The 17,759-nt window shown below is 65.3% G+C and carries 13 protein-coding genes; 7 read left to right on the plus strand and 6 right to left on the minus strand.

Annotated features, from left to right (window positions below; all coding sequences use genetic code 11):
* Positions 1 to 112: 112 nt before the first annotated feature.
* The 7 genes from MB901379_RS16870 to MB901379_RS16900 all read left to right on the plus strand — a co-directional run bounded on the left by MB901379_RS16870 (position 113) and on the right by MB901379_RS16900 (position 10,041).
* Positions 113 to 934, plus strand: a complete 822-nt coding sequence (locus MB901379_RS16870) for an enoyl-CoA hydratase-related protein (RefSeq protein ID WP_158017672.1) — start codon at positions 113 to 115, stop codon at positions 932 to 934.
* A gap of 2 nt (positions 935 to 936) precedes the next feature.
* The gene (locus MB901379_RS16875; protein WP_158019261.1) at positions 937 to 1,749 is read left to right on the plus strand and encodes an enoyl-CoA hydratase/isomerase family protein; all 813 of its coding nucleotides are present in this window, start codon (positions 937 to 939) and stop codon (positions 1,747 to 1,749) included.
* On the plus strand, positions 1,746 to 2,552 hold the full coding sequence (locus tag MB901379_RS16880; RefSeq protein ID WP_174237039.1) for an enoyl-CoA hydratase/isomerase family protein: 807 nt from the start codon (positions 1,746 to 1,748) through the stop codon (positions 2,550 to 2,552). Before MB901379_RS16875 ends, MB901379_RS16880 begins: the two co-directional genes overlap by 4 nt.
* The gene (locus MB901379_RS16885) at positions 2,552 to 4,027 is read left to right on the plus strand and encodes a class I adenylate-forming enzyme family protein (RefSeq protein WP_158017674.1); all 1,476 of its coding nucleotides are present in this window, start codon (positions 2,552 to 2,554) and stop codon (positions 4,025 to 4,027) included. Before MB901379_RS16880 ends, MB901379_RS16885 begins: the two co-directional genes overlap by 1 nt.
* Positions 4,017 to 5,618, plus strand: coding sequence for a class I adenylate-forming enzyme family protein (locus tag MB901379_RS16890; RefSeq protein ID WP_158019262.1), 1,602 nt, complete (start codon positions 4,017 to 4,019; stop codon positions 5,616 to 5,618). The genes MB901379_RS16885 and MB901379_RS16890 overlap by 11 nt, the downstream gene beginning before the upstream one ends.
* The gene (locus MB901379_RS16895) at positions 5,611 to 7,146 is read left to right on the plus strand and encodes a class I adenylate-forming enzyme family protein (protein ID WP_158017675.1); all 1,536 of its coding nucleotides are present in this window, start codon (positions 5,611 to 5,613) and stop codon (positions 7,144 to 7,146) included. Before MB901379_RS16890 ends, MB901379_RS16895 begins: the two co-directional genes overlap by 8 nt.
* Positions 7,147 to 7,476: 330 nt before the next feature.
* Positions 7,477 to 10,041 (plus strand): PE family protein, encoded by a 2,565-nt coding sequence (locus MB901379_RS16900; RefSeq protein ID WP_158017676.1) that lies wholly within the window; start codon positions 7,477 to 7,479, stop codon positions 10,039 to 10,041.
* 258 nt (positions 10,042 to 10,299) lie between these two features.
* Here MB901379_RS16900 and MB901379_RS16905 read toward each other — a convergent pair whose 3' ends face one another.
* From MB901379_RS16905 to MB901379_RS16930, 6 genes are all read right to left on the minus strand, one after another.
* Positions 10,300 to 11,523 carry a glycerate kinase family protein gene (locus MB901379_RS16905; RefSeq protein ID WP_158017677.1) on the minus strand — a complete coding sequence of 408 codons (1,224 nt, stop codon included), beginning with the start codon at positions 11,521 to 11,523 and terminating at the stop codon, positions 10,300 to 10,302.
* Between the two features lie 39 nt (positions 11,524 to 11,562).
* Positions 11,563 to 12,984: an SLC13 family permease gene (locus MB901379_RS16910; RefSeq protein WP_232021888.1), complete on the minus strand. Its 1,422-nt coding sequence runs from the start codon at positions 12,982 to 12,984 to the stop codon at positions 11,563 to 11,565.
* 423 nt (positions 12,985 to 13,407) lie between these two features.
* A complete protein-coding gene (locus MB901379_RS16915) occupies positions 13,408 to 14,121 on the minus strand; it encodes a GntR family transcriptional regulator (RefSeq protein WP_158017678.1) in 714 nt (237 codons plus the stop codon).
* Between the two features lie 4 nt (positions 14,122 to 14,125).
* Positions 14,126 to 15,322, minus strand: coding sequence for an acyl-CoA dehydrogenase family protein (locus MB901379_RS16920; RefSeq protein ID WP_158017679.1), 1,197 nt, complete (start codon positions 15,320 to 15,322; stop codon positions 14,126 to 14,128).
* Positions 15,315 to 16,541 (minus strand): CoA transferase, encoded by a 1,227-nt coding sequence (locus MB901379_RS16925; protein WP_158017680.1) that lies wholly within the window; start codon positions 16,539 to 16,541, stop codon positions 15,315 to 15,317. Before MB901379_RS16925 ends, MB901379_RS16920 begins: the two co-directional genes overlap by 8 nt.
* A 2-nt stretch (positions 16,542 to 16,543) precedes the next feature.
* Positions 16,544 to 17,755, minus strand: a complete 1,212-nt coding sequence (locus tag MB901379_RS16930; protein ID WP_158017681.1) for an acetyl-CoA C-acetyltransferase — start codon at positions 17,753 to 17,755, stop codon at positions 16,544 to 16,546.
* Positions 17,756 to 17,759: the final 4 nt, after the last annotated feature.

Raw genomic sequence — 17,759 nt, forward strand, 5'->3', positions numbered from 1 at the left:
GTTTCACCCGGCTGTTCCGTCAGCAACGATTCCTTGCTAACTTATACAGCGTAGCAACCGTATTGCCTACTGTATGGGTAACCATATCGGCAGAGAAAGGCCGGATTTGACGGTGAGTCTCGAGGCCGACTCGGCCGGGGCCGAGGGTGCAGTGACATCGTGCCGGGACGGTGCGGTTCTGCGCATCACGCTCGATCGCCCTTCGCAGCGTAACTCGTTGACCCAGAGGATGATAGAAACGTTGGTAGACACGCTCGCCGATGCTGCGACCGAGGACTCGTTGCGCGCAATTCTGATTCGTGGTGCCGGCGCAGACTTCTGCGCGGGAGCCGACTGGTTGGCCGCAAACAGCGCCGACGAGCGACGCCCGCGAGCCGGCGACCTGGTGCGGCGGATCCCGCACGCTGCCCACCGCGTCATCGAGCTCATCCACGGCATTCACCTGCCAGTGGTCTGCAGCGTTCAAGGATGGGCTGTAGGCATCGGTTGCAACCTGGCGTTGGCCGCCGATTTCGCCGTGGCCACGCATGCAGCCGTGTTCTGGGAACCATTCGTGGACCGTGGGTTTAGCCCGGACTCGGGCTCCACCTGGCTGCTGCCCCGGCTGGTCGGTCTGGTTCGGGCCCGACGGATGCTCCTTCTCGGCGAGCGGGTACCCGCCACCCAGGCGGCCGACTGGGGATTGATTCATCAAACCGTCGACGCGGCGGCGCTCGACGATACCGTTGACGAGCTGTTGACCCGACTCGCCGCCGGGCCAACGGTGGCGCTCGGTCTGACCAAACAGGCCCTGAGCCTCGGTCAATATGCAACGTTAAATCAATCGATGACCCAGGAGTTGTTCAACCTCGAACTATCTTGTCGAACCGGTGATTTCAAAGAAGGGCTCGCGGCCTTTCGCCAGCGACGGGCGGCAAAGTTCGAAGGCCGATGAGCATGCACGTCGAGTCGTTTGACACCATCGGCTACGAGGTCGACGGGCACACCGCCACCCTCACGTTGAATCGACCCGATGCGCTCAACGCGCTAAGCCCGCAGATGATCACCGAGCTGCGCGCGGCCTACGACGAGGCTGAGAACGACGACAGGGTTTGGCTGCTCATCGTCACCGGTACCGGTCGGGCGTTCTGCACGGGTGCCGACGTAAAGGCCATACCCGGCGACGGCAAGGTCATCTACGAACGGCCCTATCTGTCGACCTATGAACAGTGGGAGGCCCCACAGGAGGGCACCCCCCCGTTTCGGAGCATGGCAAAACCGGTGTTGTCCGCCGTGAACGGGTTGTGCTGCGGCGCAGGTCTGGACTGGGTCACCACATCAGATATTGTCATAGCGTCGGAGCGGGCGAGCTTCTTCGATCCCCACGTCAGCATCGGTCTGGTCGCCGGACGGGAGTTGGTCCGGCTGGCCCGGATACTGCCCCGCTCGGTCGCCCTGCGGATGGCATTAATGGGCAAGCACGAACGCATGAGCGTACAACGCGCCTTCGACCTCGGCCTGATCAGTGAAATAGTCGACCACGATCGGCTGCTGGAACGGGCGCACGAAATCGCAGAAATCGTCAATTCCAATGCTCCGCTAGCTGTTCGGGGTACCCGTCTGGCTATTCTCAAGGGCCGGGATCTGCCGCTGCACGAGGCCGAGATGCTCGCCGAGGCCTTTCGGGAGCGCGTGCTACGCACCGAGGACGCGGCGGAGGGACCCCGGGCCTTCGTCGAGAAACGGCCACCGGAGTGGCGATGTCAATGAGTGAGACTTCCGCCTTTGCGACCATCCAGCTCGATGTCGACCCCACCGACCACGTCGCCACCATCACGCTGAACCGGCCCGAGCACCTCAACGCGTTCAACCGCGACATGTGTCTGGAAATAGCATCCGCCTGGAAGCTGGTCAAGCATGACGAATCGGTGCACGCGGTCGTCCTGCGGGCGGCCGGCAGTCGGGCCTTCAGCGCCGGCCTCGATATCAAGACTCCTTACGGCCAGCCTGAAAATGTCTGGAACCATGAGGACCCCGGCGAATCGCTGAGCCCGAAATGGCAGAAGATGTGGAAGCCAGTGGTGTGTGCTGTTCAGGGCATTTGCACCGCGGGCGCGTTCTACTTCATCAACGAGTCCGACGTGGTCATCTGCTCGACCGACGCGACGTTTTTCGACTCGCATGTTTCGGCGGGTCTGGTCTGTGCGTTGGAACCGGTCGGGCTGATGCGGCGTATCGGCCTGGGGGAAACGTTGCGCATCGCCCTGATGGGCAACGACGAGCGTATCGGCTCCAACACCGCATTGCGAATTGGCTTGGTGTCAGAAGTGGTTGAGCCAGAACGACTGTGGAATCGTGCGCACGAGCTCGCCGCGGCCATTGCCGCCAAGCCACCGTCGGCCACCCAGGGTACGGTCAAGGCGATCTGGGAGTCCCTGGACAAGCCCTACCGGGCGGCGTTGGAGCAGGGGCTCATCTACACCCGGCTGGGCAACCCGTTGGGCAAGACCGAACTGGCCGCTCGGCAGCACCCTGATAGCACCCATGCCCCTGGCGAGCCAAAGCTCCGCTGATGTCGGCTCACCCACTGAGTCAACGCATCGACGATGCATTGGACCTACGGCCGCAGACACCCGGCCTCGAGTACGACGGCCGGTGGCTTTCCTGGGGCGAGATCGGCGCCGCAGCGTGGCGCATCGCCGCGGTAGTCGCCGAACAGTTGCGCCCGGATGTCGGAATGCTGTTGCGCAACAGGCCCGGTCACGTTTCTGCTCTGCTTGGCGTGCTGCTGGCAGGCGGGACTGTGGTTACCATCAATCCCGCGCGGGGTGATGCGCGCGCCAGGGCCGATGTTGCCGCGTTGGGACTCCCGCTGGTGATCGGCGAGACCGAGGACCTCGCCACGCTGGTAGCCTCCTCGGGCACCACGATGTCGATCTCTGGTGTTTGCGATCGGCCGGGTCGGCCGCGAGCAGAGCTTGCCGGACATACTCGATCCAACATCGCCGTTCGGATGTTGACCAGCGGCACCACGGGTGCAGCCAAACGCGTCGACCTGAGCTACGACATGCTGGCCCGCAGCGTCATGGGGCCCGCACCGGAGAGCGCTCAGAGGCCCACGAAACCACCACGGGGCGTCGCGATCATCAACTCTCCGCTGGTGCACATCGGCGGCGTATTTCGGGTACTGCAATGCGTCACCCAAGCACGATCTTTTGTGCTGCTGGAACGATTCGAACTCGATACCTGGGTAGCCGCAGTACGCAGACACCGACCTCGAACGGTATCGCTGGTGCCGGCCGCTTTACGGACCGTGTTGCGCTCCGATCTCACCCGAGCCGACCTGGCTGGCATTCGAGCGGTCACCTGCGGCACCGCGCCACTATCGGCAGATGACGCCGACGCCTTTGCCGAAAAGTATGGAATACCCGTCTTGACATCCTATGCGGCGACAGAATTCGGCGGCGGAGTCGCCGGGTGGAATCTTGCCGACTTCCAGCAGCACTGGTCAACCAAACGCGGCAGCGTCGGCCGGGCCAACCCCGGCACCCAACTTCGGGTGGTCGATAGTGAGGGCGCCTCGCTGGGTCGGGATCGGGTCGGTCTGCTCGAAGTCAAGCCAGGACAGCTGGGCCCCGAGGCGCAGTGGATGCGAACCACCGACCTGGCGCGCATCGACGAGGACGGTTTTGTCTGGATCGTCGGTCGGGCCGATCAAGCGATCATTCGGGGCGGGTTCAAGGTCATGCCCGATGACGTCCGCACGGCGCTAGAAACTCATCCGGCTGTGGCCGGCGCGGCGGTGGTTGGCCGTCACGACGAGCGGCTGGGCGAAACACCGGTGGCGATGGTGGAACTTCGGGAGTCCACCTTCGCCGACGCGACCGAGCTCATGGTGTATCTACGGACCCGCCTGGCCGGCTACGAGATCCCCACCGCGATTGCGATCGTCGCTGCGATCCCTCGAACCGACTCGGGCAAGCCGGATCTGGGGGCGATCGCACGCTACTTCAGTGCAGCGGCGGTCGACGGTGACCATGCCCGCTAACTCGCCCACGCTCCCGGAGGTGCTACGCGGCCAAGTCCGTACGCGACCAGACCATCCGCTGCTGATTAGCGACGATGAACGCATCAGCTACGCCGAGGCCGATCGGCGTTCAGCGAAGCTCGCCCGTGGTCTGATCGCGCTGGGCGCCGGGAAGGGCACCCATGTCGGCCTGCTCCATCCGAACGGCGCCGAGTTTGTGGTGGGGATGCTGGCTGCGGCCCGACTCGGAGCGGTGGTCATTGCCATTTCCACGTTCGTCACCGCCCGCGAGTTGCGCCAACAGCTGGTCGATAGCGACGTCCAGATCCTGTTGTGCGCGGCATCGTTCCGCTCACACGACTATGTACAAACGCTGGCCCAGATACTTGCCGATGTCCAGTTCGAGGGCGAGGGCCCGCTCCTCTCGAGCGCCGTACCCCAGCTACGCCACATCGGGATCGGCGATGACGCCGGCGCGACGCGGGGGGTCCGCGACATCGAACAGATGTACCGGGTCGCCGACACGGTCGATCCCGTGCTCCTGCGCGCGTTTGAGGACGATGTCAACGGCTGTGACCCATTGGCCATCGTTTACACTTCGGGCTCCACAAACGCCCCCAAGGGAGTGGTGCATACCCATGCCGGCCTGCTTGGACATCAGCAGAACCTCAACATGATTCGGCGTTTGACCGCCGAAGACAAGCTGTTCTGCAATTCGCCGTTTTTCTGGATCGGCGGCTTCGCGTTCGGGCTGCTAGCCACGCTGGTTGCTGGTTCGACGCTGGTGTGTTCCAACGCGAGCGCAGCCGAGGCGACACTTGATCTACTGGAAGCCGAAAAGCCGACGATCACTAACGGTTTCGTGGCTGGGATCGCGCATCTGGCCAATCATCCCAGCTACCCGGAACGGAACTTTTCGTCGGCGCGCCGGGGCAACCTGTATCCGATCATGGCACCCGACACACGACCGGCCGATCCGCGGCTGCGGCACAACATGCTCGGCATGACCGAAGCGGGCAGCGTCGTACTGCTCAGCGGAGACGAAACTGACCAGCCGGAGAGTCGACGCGGGTCGTTTGGAAAGCCCGCACCCGAATTCGACACCATGATCGTCGAGCCCGACACCGCCCGGGTTGTCGGCGTCGGCGAGACCGGCGAGCTTTGGATCCACGGACCGTTCGTAATGCAGGGCTACTACAAGCGCTGCCGCGAAGAGGTCTTCGACGCCAATGGCTGGTTCCACACCGGTGATTTGGTGCGCGCCGACGACGACGGCTTTTTCTATTTCGTCGGCCGGCGCGGCTCGATGATCAAGACGGCAGGCGCCAACGTATCGGCCACCGAAGTCGAAACCGCGATCGCCGGGCTCGGCCTGGAGGCGCACGTCGTGGGGCTCCCCGATGCTCGGCGCGGGGCGCTGGTGGCCGCGGTCATCATCCTGCCCGACGGTGTCGACAGACTCGACGAAACGGTGCTGCGCGAGCGCCTCAAAAGCGAGTTGTCCGCCTATAAGATCCCCAAACGCTTTGCCGCTCTGCCACGTACCGAGCTCCCGCTCCTGGCCAGCGGCAAAATCGATACACAACAATTGAAGACTCTGTTCGATGGTTGAGCTCGTACGAACCATTGACGGTTTGGTGCGGTTTCGCGCCGCCACCGACGGCACCAATCCCATGGTGATCGATCCGAATTCTCGGATCAGCTATCGCGAACTCGAAAAGACGACAGCCGATTTAGCCGCAACGCTGGTGGCTGCCGGCGTCTGTAAGGGCAGCCGCGTCGGTCTGATCATGCCCAACTGCACCCGCTGGGTGCAGATCGCCATCGCGGTGACACGCATCGGTGCGATTTTGGTTCCGCTAAGCACGCTGTTGCGTGCCAGCGAGCTGCTCACCCAGCTGCGCACCGCAGCGGTGCAGTTCTTGGTGAGCGTGCCGGAGTTCCGCGGCCACTGTTACCTCGATGAGCTCGATGCGATGCCGCGATCCGAACTTCCAGCCTTGCAGCAGGTTTGGACAGCTGACCGGCTCACCGCCACCGATCCCGGCGTTCGGTACCGGCGGATGGTTGCGCCGATGGCCGAGACGGTCACTGCCGCGGACCCGTTCGTCATCATGTTCACTTCTGGCAGCAGCGGAGCACCGAAGGGAGTCGTGCACTCCCACGGCAGCGCATTGGGTGCGGTGCGATCGGGACTGCACGCCCGCTGCATCACCTCTGCCACCCGTCTGTATCTGCCGATGCCCTTTTTCTGGGTGGGCGGCTTGGGCGGCGGGATCCTGTCAGTTCTGTCGGCCGGCGCCACGCTGGTGACCGAGGAAAGCCCGCGGCCCGACACCACCCTGCGCCTGCTGGAAGCCGAGCGGGTCACGCTATTTCGCGGCTGGCCCGATCAGGCCGAAACACTGGCCCGACACCCGGGCAGAGCCAATGTAGACCTCTCGGCCCTCCGGCCCGGCAGCTTGGACGCCCTGCTGCCATCCGAGCTGCGGGCTCGGCCGGGGGCGCGGGCCACGCTGTTCGGCATGACGGAGGCATTCGGACCGTACTGCGGCTACGCGGCAGACACCGACCTGCCACGGTCCGCATGGGGTAGTTGCGGAAAGCCATTTCCCGGCGTGGAAGTCCGCATCGTAGGGAAGGACACGGGCGTGGGGGTGCCAGCGGGAACCGTTGGCATGATCCAAATCCGGGGTCCGCACACGTTGCGCGGCATCTACGGCCGAAGCCGCGAAGACGTGTTCACCGCCGACGGCTTCTACCCCACCGGCGACCTCGGCCACCTGGACCGGGACGGCTACCTGTTCTACCACGGCAGGTCCGACGACATGTTCAAAGTCAGCGGGGCCAGCGTCTACCCAGGCGAGGTGGAACGTGCCTTGCGGACCATTGACGGCGTCGACGGCGCCTTCGTCACCAACGTGTCCAGCGCTCGAGGAGAAGAGGTGGGAGCGGCGGTCGTGTGCCCAAGACGCGCGTTGACCGTCGAAAGCCTGACCACTGCCAGCCGCCAACTGCTGAGCGCATTCAAGGTGCCGACGGTGTGGCTGCTGTTGGATTCCGACGACGACATTCCGCGCGGTTCTACCGGCAAGGTTGATACCCGGCGCCTTCGAGAAATGCTGGCCGACGCATCATGACGGTCTGTGCGTCACCGATCCCGGTGGGAAATCGCTCGAGGTTGTCGCGGGTGCGCCCGCTTCGAATCGATCACCAAACGGTCTCTCAGAACACCCACGGTACCCGCATGCTTTGTTGACAATGCAATTAGTTGACCTGGCGTGGAGCGCCATTGTAAAAGGTTTTTACATCGCGAAGATCATTGATAACGGTTCGATCACAGTTCCGGGATGCGGCGCTATGAAGATATCCATTTGGATGCTATAGCTATAGCCACAGATCTGCTTGTACTTTCACTACCGTCACGATTCGTTCATCACTTCAACGCGCGCAAAATGAGGGGATTCGCCATGTCATTTTTATTTGCACGGCCCGAAATCCAAGCAGCAGCGGCGACGGATTTGGCCGGCATCGGTTCGGCGATCAGCCAGGCCAATGCGGCGGCAAGGATTGCCACCACGGGGATCTTGGCCGCCGGCGCCGACGAGGTGTCGAGCGCCGTGGCGGCATTGTTCGGCGTGCATGCCCAGAGCTACCAATCGCTGAGCGCGCAGGCGGGGCGCTTCCACCACCAATTTGTGCAGGCGTTGAAGGCGGCCAGCGCTGTCTACGCAAGCGCCGAGGTCGCCAACGCCTCGCCACTGCACGTTGCGCAACAGGGAGTGCTGGATGCGATCAACGGGCCCATCCAGGCGCTGACCGGACGTCCGTTGATCGGCAACGGCGCCAATGGGGCCCCGAATACGGGGCAAGATGGCGCGCCGGGTGGATGGCTGCTCGGCGACGGCGGTGCCGGCGGCTCCGGCGCCGCGGACCAGCCCGGCGGTAACGGCGGTGCAGCCGGATTGATCGGTACAGGCGGGGCCGGTGGAGCGGGTGGGACCGAGGGTTCCAGTGGAGGCGCCGGTGCCGGTGGGGCGGGCGGTGCTGGTGGGCTGCTGTGGGGCAATGGCGGACTCGGCGGGGCGGGCGGCCTTAGCGTCAACTCCGGAGGGGCGGGCGGTGCCGGCGGGGCGGGTGGACTGCTCGGCGCCGGCGGAAACGGTGGCGTCGGCGGGTTTAGCGCCCTCGGTAGCGGCGGGGGCGGCGGCATTGGTGGCGCCGGCGGGTTGTTCGGCGCGGGCGGCAACGGCGGCTCCGGTGGACTGGGCTTTGACGGTGGGGCAGGTGGAGCAGGCGGGACCGGAGGGATCCTCGGCCCCGCTGGTGGCGCGGGCGGGGCCGGTGGGGCCGCGTACACCGGCGCTGGCGGGATGGGCGGGGCGGGGGGAACCGCCGGCATGCTGTTCGGCGCGGGCGGAGCTGGCGGCGAAGGCGGGTTCGGTGGCGGAGTCGGTGCGGCAGGCGGTGTTGGCGGCAACGCCGGTCTGCTGTTCGGCAACGGCGGGGCCGGCGGGGCCGGCGGCACGAACTCCACTTTTGACGGCGGGATCGGTGGCAACGGCGGCAAGGCGGGCCTCTTCGGCTTCGGCGGGGCCGGCGGCAACGGCGGAGTCAGCATCCAGAGCAATGGCGGCGCCGGGGGCATTGGCGGTAGAGGGGGCCTGCTGTTCGGCAATGGTGGTGGCGGCGGAACCGGCGGCCAGGGCTCAATGACCGTCGCCCACTTCGGCGGTGCCGGTGGAGCGGGCGGCAGTGCGCTAGGGGTCGGCAACGGCGGTAATGGGGGCAACGGCGGACTGGGCGCGCTCCTGGGCAATGACGGTGTGGGTGGCTCCGCCGGGAGCGTGTTGGGCGCCAACGGCGCCAATGGTTCCACCGCCGCTGCGCCCTTGCCGCCCATGAGGCAGGCGGTGCTCGATGCGATCAACGCCCCTACTCAGACACTGCTCGGGCGCCCGCTGATTGGCAATGGCGTCAACGGGGTGGCGGGCAGCGGGGCTGGCGGCGCGCTCGGCGGGATCTTGCTGGGCGACGGCGGTGCCGGCGGCTCCGCCGCTGCTGGCAGCGCCATGTCCGGCGGCGCGGGCGGAGCTGCCGGACTGATAGGTACCGGCGGGGCCGGCGGAGCGGGCGGTAGCTCCCCGACCGGAACCGGTGGGGTCGGCGGGACCGGCGGCGCCGCGGGGCTGCTCTTGGGCAGCGGCGGGGCAGGTGGAGCCGGTGGGAACTCTTCGACGGGTGTGGGCGGCGTCGGTGGGGCTGGTGGAACCGGCGGGCTTTTGGGCGGCGGCGGCAACGGCGGGACCGGTGGCCAGAGCCTGGAGATCGCCGATGGTGGTGTCGGCGGCAACGGCGGTAGCGGCGGTACCGCCGGTTTGCTCGGCGGATTGTTTGGCGCTGGTGCCGGCAATGGCGGCAACGGCGGAACCGGCCATATCACCGGCGGCGCTGGGGGTGGCGGCGGCGACGGCGGTCCCCTGTTCGGTTCCGGCGGGGCCGGGGGAGGCGGCGGCAACGGCGGCACCAACGGGGGTGCCGGCGGCAACGGCGGCAATGGCGGCTTGCTGTTCGGTGCTGGCGGGTCGGGCGGAGTCGGTGCGGCGACCCTCCAGTCCACCGGAGGGGCCGGGGGCAACGGGGGTAATGCCGGACTGTTGTTCTCCATCGGCGGTGCGGGTGCCAGTGGCGGACTCGGCGGTTTCGTCACCGGCGGTGCCGGTGGGGCCGGCGGTGCCGGGGGCCTTGTGGGCTTGGGCGGAGTCGGCGGGGCCGGAGGGCTCAGCGCAGGCGCCAGCGGTGGCGGCGGCGCCGGGGGCCAAGCTGGCCTGCTGTTCGGTGGCGGCGGTGCCGGTGGTGCTGGCGCCGACGGTCCCACCAATGGTGGCTCTGGCGGCGCCGGCGGCAACGCCGGATGGATGGGCAATGGAGCCAACGGCGGCAACGGTGGATTCAGCACACCCCCGGGTCAGTCTGGCCGCGGCGGGACAGGAGGGTTGCTGTTCGGTGCCAGCGGGCAAAATGGGCAACCCTAGCTGTTTCCAGCACCAAGGCGACACAACGGTAATGGTGCGGCACATTTACCGTCGAAAATAGGAATTGTCTATGAAACCGGCCGGACGCCGAACACTCTCTAGTCGCCGTAGCGCCGGATTTAGTTGCGACTAATGTTGTCCGCAACCCGGTGACAGTGGTGGACGTGAATTACAGAGAAGCCGCACTGGACGATAAATTGAAGACTGCGCGCCCGGCAGCAAGATGGTGCCTGGAGATCGCGAACGAAGCGCTGCGGCTCAGCCCCCAACGGCCACCGCCTGCCTCCCGTTCTGTCGGCTGGCGACCGATGCGCCAATGAGGATCATTCGCATCGTCTGTTCGGCCGCGTCGGACAGCAACCGCCAACCGTTGGCGACAGCGTCGGCCAACGACATCGGCGCCGCGACGATCGAGGCCATCGCGTCGATCCCGGCATCGTGTACCGCCGCCGCGCCCCGGCCAATCGATCCGGCCAGCGCAATCACCGGCACCCCCGCATCGGTGGCGCGCCGGGCAACCTCGGCGGGCACCTTGCCCCGGGGTGTCTGGAAGTCAATCGAGCCTTCGGCGGTGATGACGAGGTCCGCTTGGCCGATCCTGGTGTCGAGGTCGATACCGCACAAACCGGAGTCGAGCAAGGCGTCGAATCGTGACAGCAGTGTGGCGCCGATCCCGGCTGCGAGTCCGGCGCCCAGTCCGCCGGAGGCTCCGGTCCCGAGGCCGGTCCGCACGTCGGCGACCGGATTGCCATCGCGCTCGAGGATCGTGGCCCAATTCTTCAGGGCATGGGAAAGCACCTCGACGTCTTCGTCGGTCGCGCCCTTCTGTCTGGCGAAGACCGGAGCAACGCCCTTCTCGCCGCACAGCACGTTATTTGGATTGCAGGCCAGCACGATGTCGACGTCGGCGAGCCGGGGATGCAATCCACTGAGGTCCAAAAACGCTGCCCGCGCGAGATGACGCCCGCCCGGCGGGAGATCGGCGCCGGTGGAGTCCAGCACCCGAGCTCCCAACGCCTGCAGCGCGCCGGCGCCGCCGTCGCAGGTACCGGAATCGCCGCAACCCACGATGATGCGCTCGGCACCGTCGTCGAGGGCCGCGGCAATGAGTTGTCCGACGCCGTAGGTGGTCGTAGCACACGGGTCGCGACGATCCCGGGGAACCAAGGACAGCCCTGCGGCAGCTGCCATCTCGATCACCGCGGTGCCGGATGCGGCCCCACCAAGACGCGCGTAGTGCGCGTCGACGGTACCTCCGGCCGGTCCATGGACCCGGACCCGCACCAGCTGCCCGGTGGTTGCCATCGCGAGGGTGTACGCGGTGCCCTCGCCGCCGTCGGGGATCGGCGCCATGTCTATCGCTACACCGGGCAGCGCCCGCCGCACCCCGGCAGCGATCGCATCGGCGACGTCCTCTGCGGATAGGCTCTCCTTGAATCCGCTGGGGGCGATGAGGATTCGTTGTGGCATGGACATCAACATTGTCACTCCTATGTTCGAATCGGTGTGCCAGCTTGGCGGTCACCCAAACAGGGAGAGGCCGAGAGCCGGCCACACCTGAAAGGCGAAGAATGCGAGCAAGATTGCCGATACGGGTGCAAGCACGGCCGATACCCGAAGCAGGTCCCTGCTGGTATAGCCGGGGATTTCGTCGGTTGCGGCGAACATCGCGACCGGTTTTGCCGAGCTGGTCAGTGTCAGGCAAAACCCGGCTGCGGCCGTCGAGATGAACGCGGCGGCAACCGGCGCGATGCCCGCCATCGGTGCGATGGTGACGATAATCGGGATCAGCACCGCTGATCGTGCCGAGCGCGATTGCAGGACCAGATGGGCGCCGATCGAAACGATGATCAGAGCAATCACGAAACCGTCTGTGGCCCAAGTCCCTAAGAGACCGCACGGACGGAAGGCGGCTTGTGCCAGCCATCCCGCCGCTCCGCTGTCTGTCACGGCGGATCCCAATGCCAACGTGGCAACCATGAAGATCAACAGCGACCACGGCAGTGTCTTCAGCGCGTCCGACATCGATGTGGTGCCGAACCGCGGTACCACGGTGATCAGCGCCCCGACCACAGCGATGACAGCTGGGGCGATGTGGTGAATCGGCTCGGTGCACCAGCCGGCGATTACGATTCCGAGCAGGACGAGCACTCGACGTTGCGGCGGGCCGAGTTGCCCACCGGCGGTGCTTGATTGGCCAGCAGCCAGCGCGCCTACCGGCACGCTGATGCGCGTCCGCCGGTCCTCAGCACGGGTGAAGAGCAGCAGGATGATCTCGGCCGCAAGATGTGACCACACCACCGCCAACGGCAGGCCGACAACGATCCACTGGACAAAGCTGATGCTCTCACCGACCGTTTGAGCCAGGATCTGGTTGGTCACCAAATGGGCTCCGGCACCGAACGGAGAGGCGATGGCCGACAGCAGAATGACCGTCGGGATCACGATGGCCAGACAACGCACCAGTCGCTTTCGATCCGACAATGCCGCGGCGAGGCCCAGGAATACGGGTAGGGCGAGCACTGCACGGCCGGAGGTGGCCGGAATGGCGAACGTGGCGACCACCAGTGCTGCCGTGACCAGGTGTACGAGTTGGCGAGGGGTGTGTGCCAGTGCCACCAGCCGGGCGGCCGTCCTGCCCGGCAGCCCCGTCGCGGTGACCGCCGCGGCGATGACGAAGGCGCCAACCAGCAGCCAGATGAGATCCTGGCTCAACACTGCGGTGAAATCGCCGATATCGATGGCGCCGGTCACGACCAAGGCCAACACCGCCCCAACCGCCACATACGCGTCTTTGATCGGCGCCGCGATCCACATCGAGACCGCGGCAAGAAAGACCACCAACGTGATCGCACCCCGCGGGCTCAAACTGCCGGACAGGCACGCGTCGATGATCCCTGACAAGACCGCCAGAGCAACGATGGCAGCGACTGCCACAACCACGTACCGTCCTCGTGGCCGCTGTCTTGTGGTGGCGGTGCCACGCGTGCTCGAAGGGCCCACCTGCGGTGGGCTGCTCGTGGGGTGACTGCCTGCGCGCGAAAGCAGCGACGTGGATCGCAAGCCGGTACGGGCTCTCATGGTTGACCACTGGGCTTCGGTGCTGGTCAGAATCTCGTGCGTGGTCGGCGTGGTCAGCATCTATGTCCCCTTTTCAAGCCCGTTGGCGTCTGGGTAGATGCTTTGCCGACGGCATCCCCGGATCCTGGATGGATTCTTGGAACGCCGGCAGGCGGTGATCAGAACAGCACGTGGCGCCCCGATCCATGGGCAAACGCAGAGGCACGCATCTCTGGCGCGTCGCTGCCGATGGTCACCAGACGGGGCGTAACAACGACCCCGATGGAGCGTTTCGGCGAAACCCCACTAACCGCGCCGCGGCGAGCCAATCCCGGTGTCCGACGGCCCCGCCTCGGAAACCACCCCCCGCGCAACCAAGTGGTCGATCAAGGGAACTGCGCTGGCCGCAAGATGTTCAGCCATCGCTGCGCGGGCCAGTTTGTCATCGCGCTTGTTCAGCGCGGATAACACTCGCCGATGATCCCTGACCGCTTGGGCGGGCCAGTGCTCAATCGTCGGGAACACCCATTCGGGTGCATATCGGGTGATCTGAGACATCAGTTGAGCCAGTTTTGGCGAGTCTGCAGCAATGTTGATGGCCCGATGGAACTCATGGTTGAGCCGCACCGTCATCTCGTCGTCGTCGGCGGCATAGGCTTCCTCGAGCCGGGCCTGGATCGTGTTGAGCTGCCGTAGTTGCTCGTCGCTGATGTTGATCGCTGCCCGGGCCGCCAGCTCGCCGCCGACCTGGGCCTGAACGTTGGCTACGTCGACAAGATCTTTTTTGGTAACCGGCAATACCACGAATCCGCGGCGGGGTTGTTGGGCGACTAAACCTTCAGCGCACAGGGTAAATAGTGCCTCCCGTACCGGTGTGACACTGATGCCCAACTCTGCCGCCAGTTGGTCCAGCCGAATGTACTCGCCCGCGGCATAGCTGCCCTCGTAGATCCGCTTGCGGACAAAACGAGCCACCCCTTCGGAAAGTTGGGGCCGTGCGGCGAAATCCGGGACAATCATTGGTTCACATCCGGTACGCGGCAAGCAGCCGCTTGCTGATGATCGACTTCTGAATTTCGCTGGTCCCCTCACCGATGAGCAGGAATGGTGCATCCCTCATCAGCCGTTCAATCTCGTATTCCTTGGAGTATCCATAGCCTCCATGGATGCGGAAGCTCTGTTGCGTTACCTCTGAACAATATTCACTGGCAAGGTACTTGGCCATTCCGGCGGCGACGTCGTTGCGCTCGCCGGAGTCCTTCAACCGCGCGGCATTGACCATCATCAAGTGTGCCGCCTCAATCTTGGTCGCCATCTCCGCAAGTTCGAACGAGATGGCTTGGTGTCCGGCGATCGGCTTGCCGAATGTGTGGCGTTGCTGCGCATAGCGAATCGCTAACTCGAAGGCCCGGATACCGACGCCGCAGGCGCGCGCGGCCACGTTGACTCGCCCGACTTCGATGCCATCCATCATCTGATAGAAGCCTCGCCCCAAAGCCCCGCCAAGGATGTTCTCGGCCGCTGTCCGGTAGCCATCGAAGATCAGTTCTGTGGTGTCGATACCCTTGTAGCCCAGCTTGTCGATCTTTCCGGGAATCAGTAGACCCGGCGCCACTTTGCCGAAGCCGACAGGCTTCTCGACCAGGAACGCCGTCAAGTTACGGTGCGGGTCGTCGGCGCCGTCGTTGTCGGTGCGCACCAGCACGGCGACCAAGGTCGAGCTTGCGCCGTTGGTCAACCACATCTTCTGGCCGTCGATGGTGTAGGTGCCGTCCGAATTATGTTGCGCACGGGTGCGGATCGCTGCGACATCGGAGCCCAGCTCTGGCTCCGACATCGAAAAGGCACCACGCGATTCGCCCGTCGCCATCCGAGGCAAGAACCGCCGCTGTTGCGCCTCGGTGCCGTGCTGGCGCAGCATATACGCCACGATGAAGTGAGTGTTGAGCACACCGGATACACTCATCCAGCCACGGGCCAGCTCCTCGACGCACAGCGCGTAGGTCAGCAGCGACTCCCCCAGCCCGCCATGCTCTTCGGGAATCATCAGGCCGAACAAGCCCATGGCCCGCATCTGGTCCACGATGGCTTGCGGATAGGTGTCGGAGCGTTCAAGTTCCGGCGCGTTGGGGATGACTTGCTTTTCAACGAATTGCCGTACCGCCGCTAGGATTTCGGTTTGGAATTCGGTCAGGCCGAGCGTCTGGGCGAGCCTAGTCATGCGCCGCCTCTCCTTTCACGCCTTCTGGACACCAGATCGTTTGAGCCGTTGTCAAACGCGCGATGTCGGCGGAGGTCAAGTTCAGACACTCGGTCAGGACGTCGGCGGTGTCACCTCCCAATGCCGGAGCCGGCGCACTAGTCGGGTGACGGCCGTCGAAAGCAGCCGGCAGGGCGGGGGCAAAGTATTCGCCGACACCAGGCTGCTGCAACCGGGAAAACAACGCATTGGCAGTTACTTTCGGCCCGTTGGCTACCTGAGCGAACGTGCGGTAACGCTCAAATAGCACCGTGGTAGCCGACAGCGCCGCATCGATTTCGTCCGCGGTATGTGCGCCGAACCACACGGCAAAAAGACCCGAAAGCACATCGCGGTAGCGGTAGCGGTCGCCCTCGTCGTGGAAGTCGACACCGAGGGCCCCCGCCAGCGCTGAGACCGCGGGCCCAGTGCCCGTCGCGTCAACCAAGTCGCGAAAGTGGCGTCCGGTCAGCGTGACAACCATGAACACTTCCCCGTCGCTACTGGTGAAGTCCCGCCCGTATTGGCCGTAGATCGCGTTGCCCAGCCGCGGGCGTTGTGTCCCGTTCACCTGGGGCTCGGTCAACAGCCCCAGATTTCCCGCCGTCGCCAGCGCGACATCTTCCAGCGCAAGGGAAATGCGCGCGCCCGCCCCGGATTGGTCACGTCTTCGAACGGCGGCGACAACGGCGAGCGCGGCGTACAGACCGCAGCAGACGTCCCAGGCCGGCAGCACATGATTTATCGGACCGGCGTGCCCTACCGGCCCGGTGACGAGCGGGAAGCCGATGGCCGCGTTGACCGTGTAATCCACTCCGGTGGACCCGTCTGCACGTCCAAGCAGCTGCAGGTGGATCACGTCGGGGCGCTTGGCGGCCAACAGCTCATAGCTGAGCCAAGACAGGCTTGCGTTGGTCACGACAATGCCATCGCCCTCAATGACCAGCCGCCGGACCAGCTCCTGTCCATCTGCCGAGCGCAGATCGATGGTGGCCGAGCGCTTCCCCTTATTGAGCCCGGTCCAGTAGACCGACGCGCCAGTTGCCGTCAGCGGCCAGCGGTGTATGTCCGACGCCCCGCCGATCGGGTCGATGCGGGTGACTCGCGCGCCCAGCTGATTGAGCGTCATGCCGCACAACGGTGCGGCGACAAAACTGGACACCTCGACAACACTGACACCACTGAGCGGCAGATTGTGCACGTTTACCCGACCCGCTCAAAGACCGCGGCCAGGCCCTGGCCGCCGCCGATGCACATGGTTTGCAGCCCGTAGCGTGCTTGGCGGCGAGTGAGTTCACGTGCCAGTGTGGCCAGCATTCTGCCGCCGGTCGCGCCGACCGGATGACCTAGCGAAATTCCGGAGCCGTGCACGTTGGTCCGGGACCGGTCGGTGGCACCGAAATTCCATTCCCGCATCACGGCGAGCGCCTGCGCGGCAAAGGCCTCGTTGAGTTCAATGATGTCGATGTCGGCCAAGCGTAGGCCCGCCTTGTCGAGCGCGGTCTCGGTAGCAAAAACAGGCCCGATGCCCATGATGTCGGGTGGCACACCGGCAAGCCCCCATGACAGCAGTCGGACGAACGGCGTCAAACCGTAGTCGGCGGCCTTGTCGGGCGTGGTCACCACGCACATGGATGCCGCGTCGTTCTGCCCGCTGGCATTGCCCGCCGTCACCGTCGAATCCGGATCACTCTCCAGCAGCACGGGTTTGAGCTTGCCCAACGACTCAACCGAAGTGTCGGCGCGTGGATGTTCGTCGGTATCGATCACTACCGCACCTTGCCGGGTGCGCACCGACACGGGGATGATCTCTTCGGCGAAGACGCCGTCCTTTTGCGCAACAACGGCGCGCTGATGCGATGTCACGGCGAGCTCATCCTGCTCCTGCCGCGAAATGCCGTACTGGCGACGCAGGTTCTCCGCGGTTTCGAGCATTCCGCCCGGCACCGGGTAGTGCCGGCCACCGGCGGTGGTGCGGCCCCGAGCCAGGCCGTCATGCACCTTGATGCCGCCGCGGGCACCACCCCAACGCATGTCGGTGGAATAGAAGGGGACGTTGCTCATGCTTTCGCAGCCACCGGCGATGACAAGATCGCTATCTCCGCTGCTCACCTGTAAGTACGCTTGAATTACCGACTGCAGCCCCGAACCACAGCGGCGGTCGACCTGCATACCCGGAACACTCACCGGCAGGCCAGCATCCAATGCCACTACCCGTCCGATGGCCGGCGCCTCGCTGCTGGGGTAACAATGTCCGAGAATCACGTCCTGGACCGCGCCGGGCGGCAGACCCGTACGGTCAAGCAGGCCCCGCAGTGCGGCGACGGCAAGGTCAACGGCACTCTGCGACTTGAACATTCCACCGTAGCGACCGATCGCGGTACGGACCGGCTCGCAGATCACGGTTTCGCGCATGGTT

The organism is Mycobacterium basiliense (assembly GCF_900292015.1).
GTDB classification, from domain to species: Bacteria; Actinomycetota; Actinomycetes; order Mycobacteriales; family Mycobacteriaceae; genus Mycobacterium; species Mycobacterium basiliense.

What these genes read in the sequence shown, in the direction of transcription:
- MB901379_RS16875 (WP_158019261.1), top strand. Translation starts at nt 937, where the DNA reads ATGCACGTCGAGTCGTTTGACACCATCGGCTACGAGGTCGACGGGCAC.
- MB901379_RS16880 (WP_174237039.1), top strand. Translation starts at nt 1,746, where the DNA reads ATGAGTGAGACTTCCGCCTTTGCGACCATCCAGCTCGATGTCGACCCC.
- MB901379_RS16885 (WP_158017674.1), top strand. Translation starts at nt 2,552, where the DNA reads ATGTCGGCTCACCCACTGAGTCAACGCATCGACGATGCATTGGACCTA.
- MB901379_RS16890 (WP_158019262.1), top strand. Translation starts at nt 4,017, where the DNA reads ATGCCCGCTAACTCGCCCACGCTCCCGGAGGTGCTACGCGGCCAAGTC.
- MB901379_RS16895 (WP_158017675.1), top strand. Translation starts at nt 5,611, where the DNA reads ATGGTTGAGCTCGTACGAACCATTGACGGTTTGGTGCGGTTTCGCGCC.
- MB901379_RS16900 (WP_158017676.1), top strand. Translation starts at nt 7,477, where the DNA reads ATGTCATTTTTATTTGCACGGCCCGAAATCCAAGCAGCAGCGGCGACG.
- MB901379_RS16905 (WP_158017677.1), bottom strand. Translation starts at nt 11,523, where the DNA reads ATGTTGATGTCCATGCCACAACGAATCCTCATCGCCCCCAGCGGATTC.
- MB901379_RS16915 (WP_158017678.1), bottom strand. Translation starts at nt 14,121, where the DNA reads ATGATTGTCCCGGATTTCGCCGCACGGCCCCAACTTTCCGAAGGGGTG.
- MB901379_RS16920 (WP_158017679.1), bottom strand. Translation starts at nt 15,322, where the DNA reads ATGACTAGGCTCGCCCAGACGCTCGGCCTGACCGAATTCCAAACCGAA.
- MB901379_RS16930 (WP_158017681.1), bottom strand. Translation starts at nt 17,755, where the DNA reads ATGCGCGAAACCGTGATCTGCGAGCCGGTCCGTACCGCGATCGGTCGC.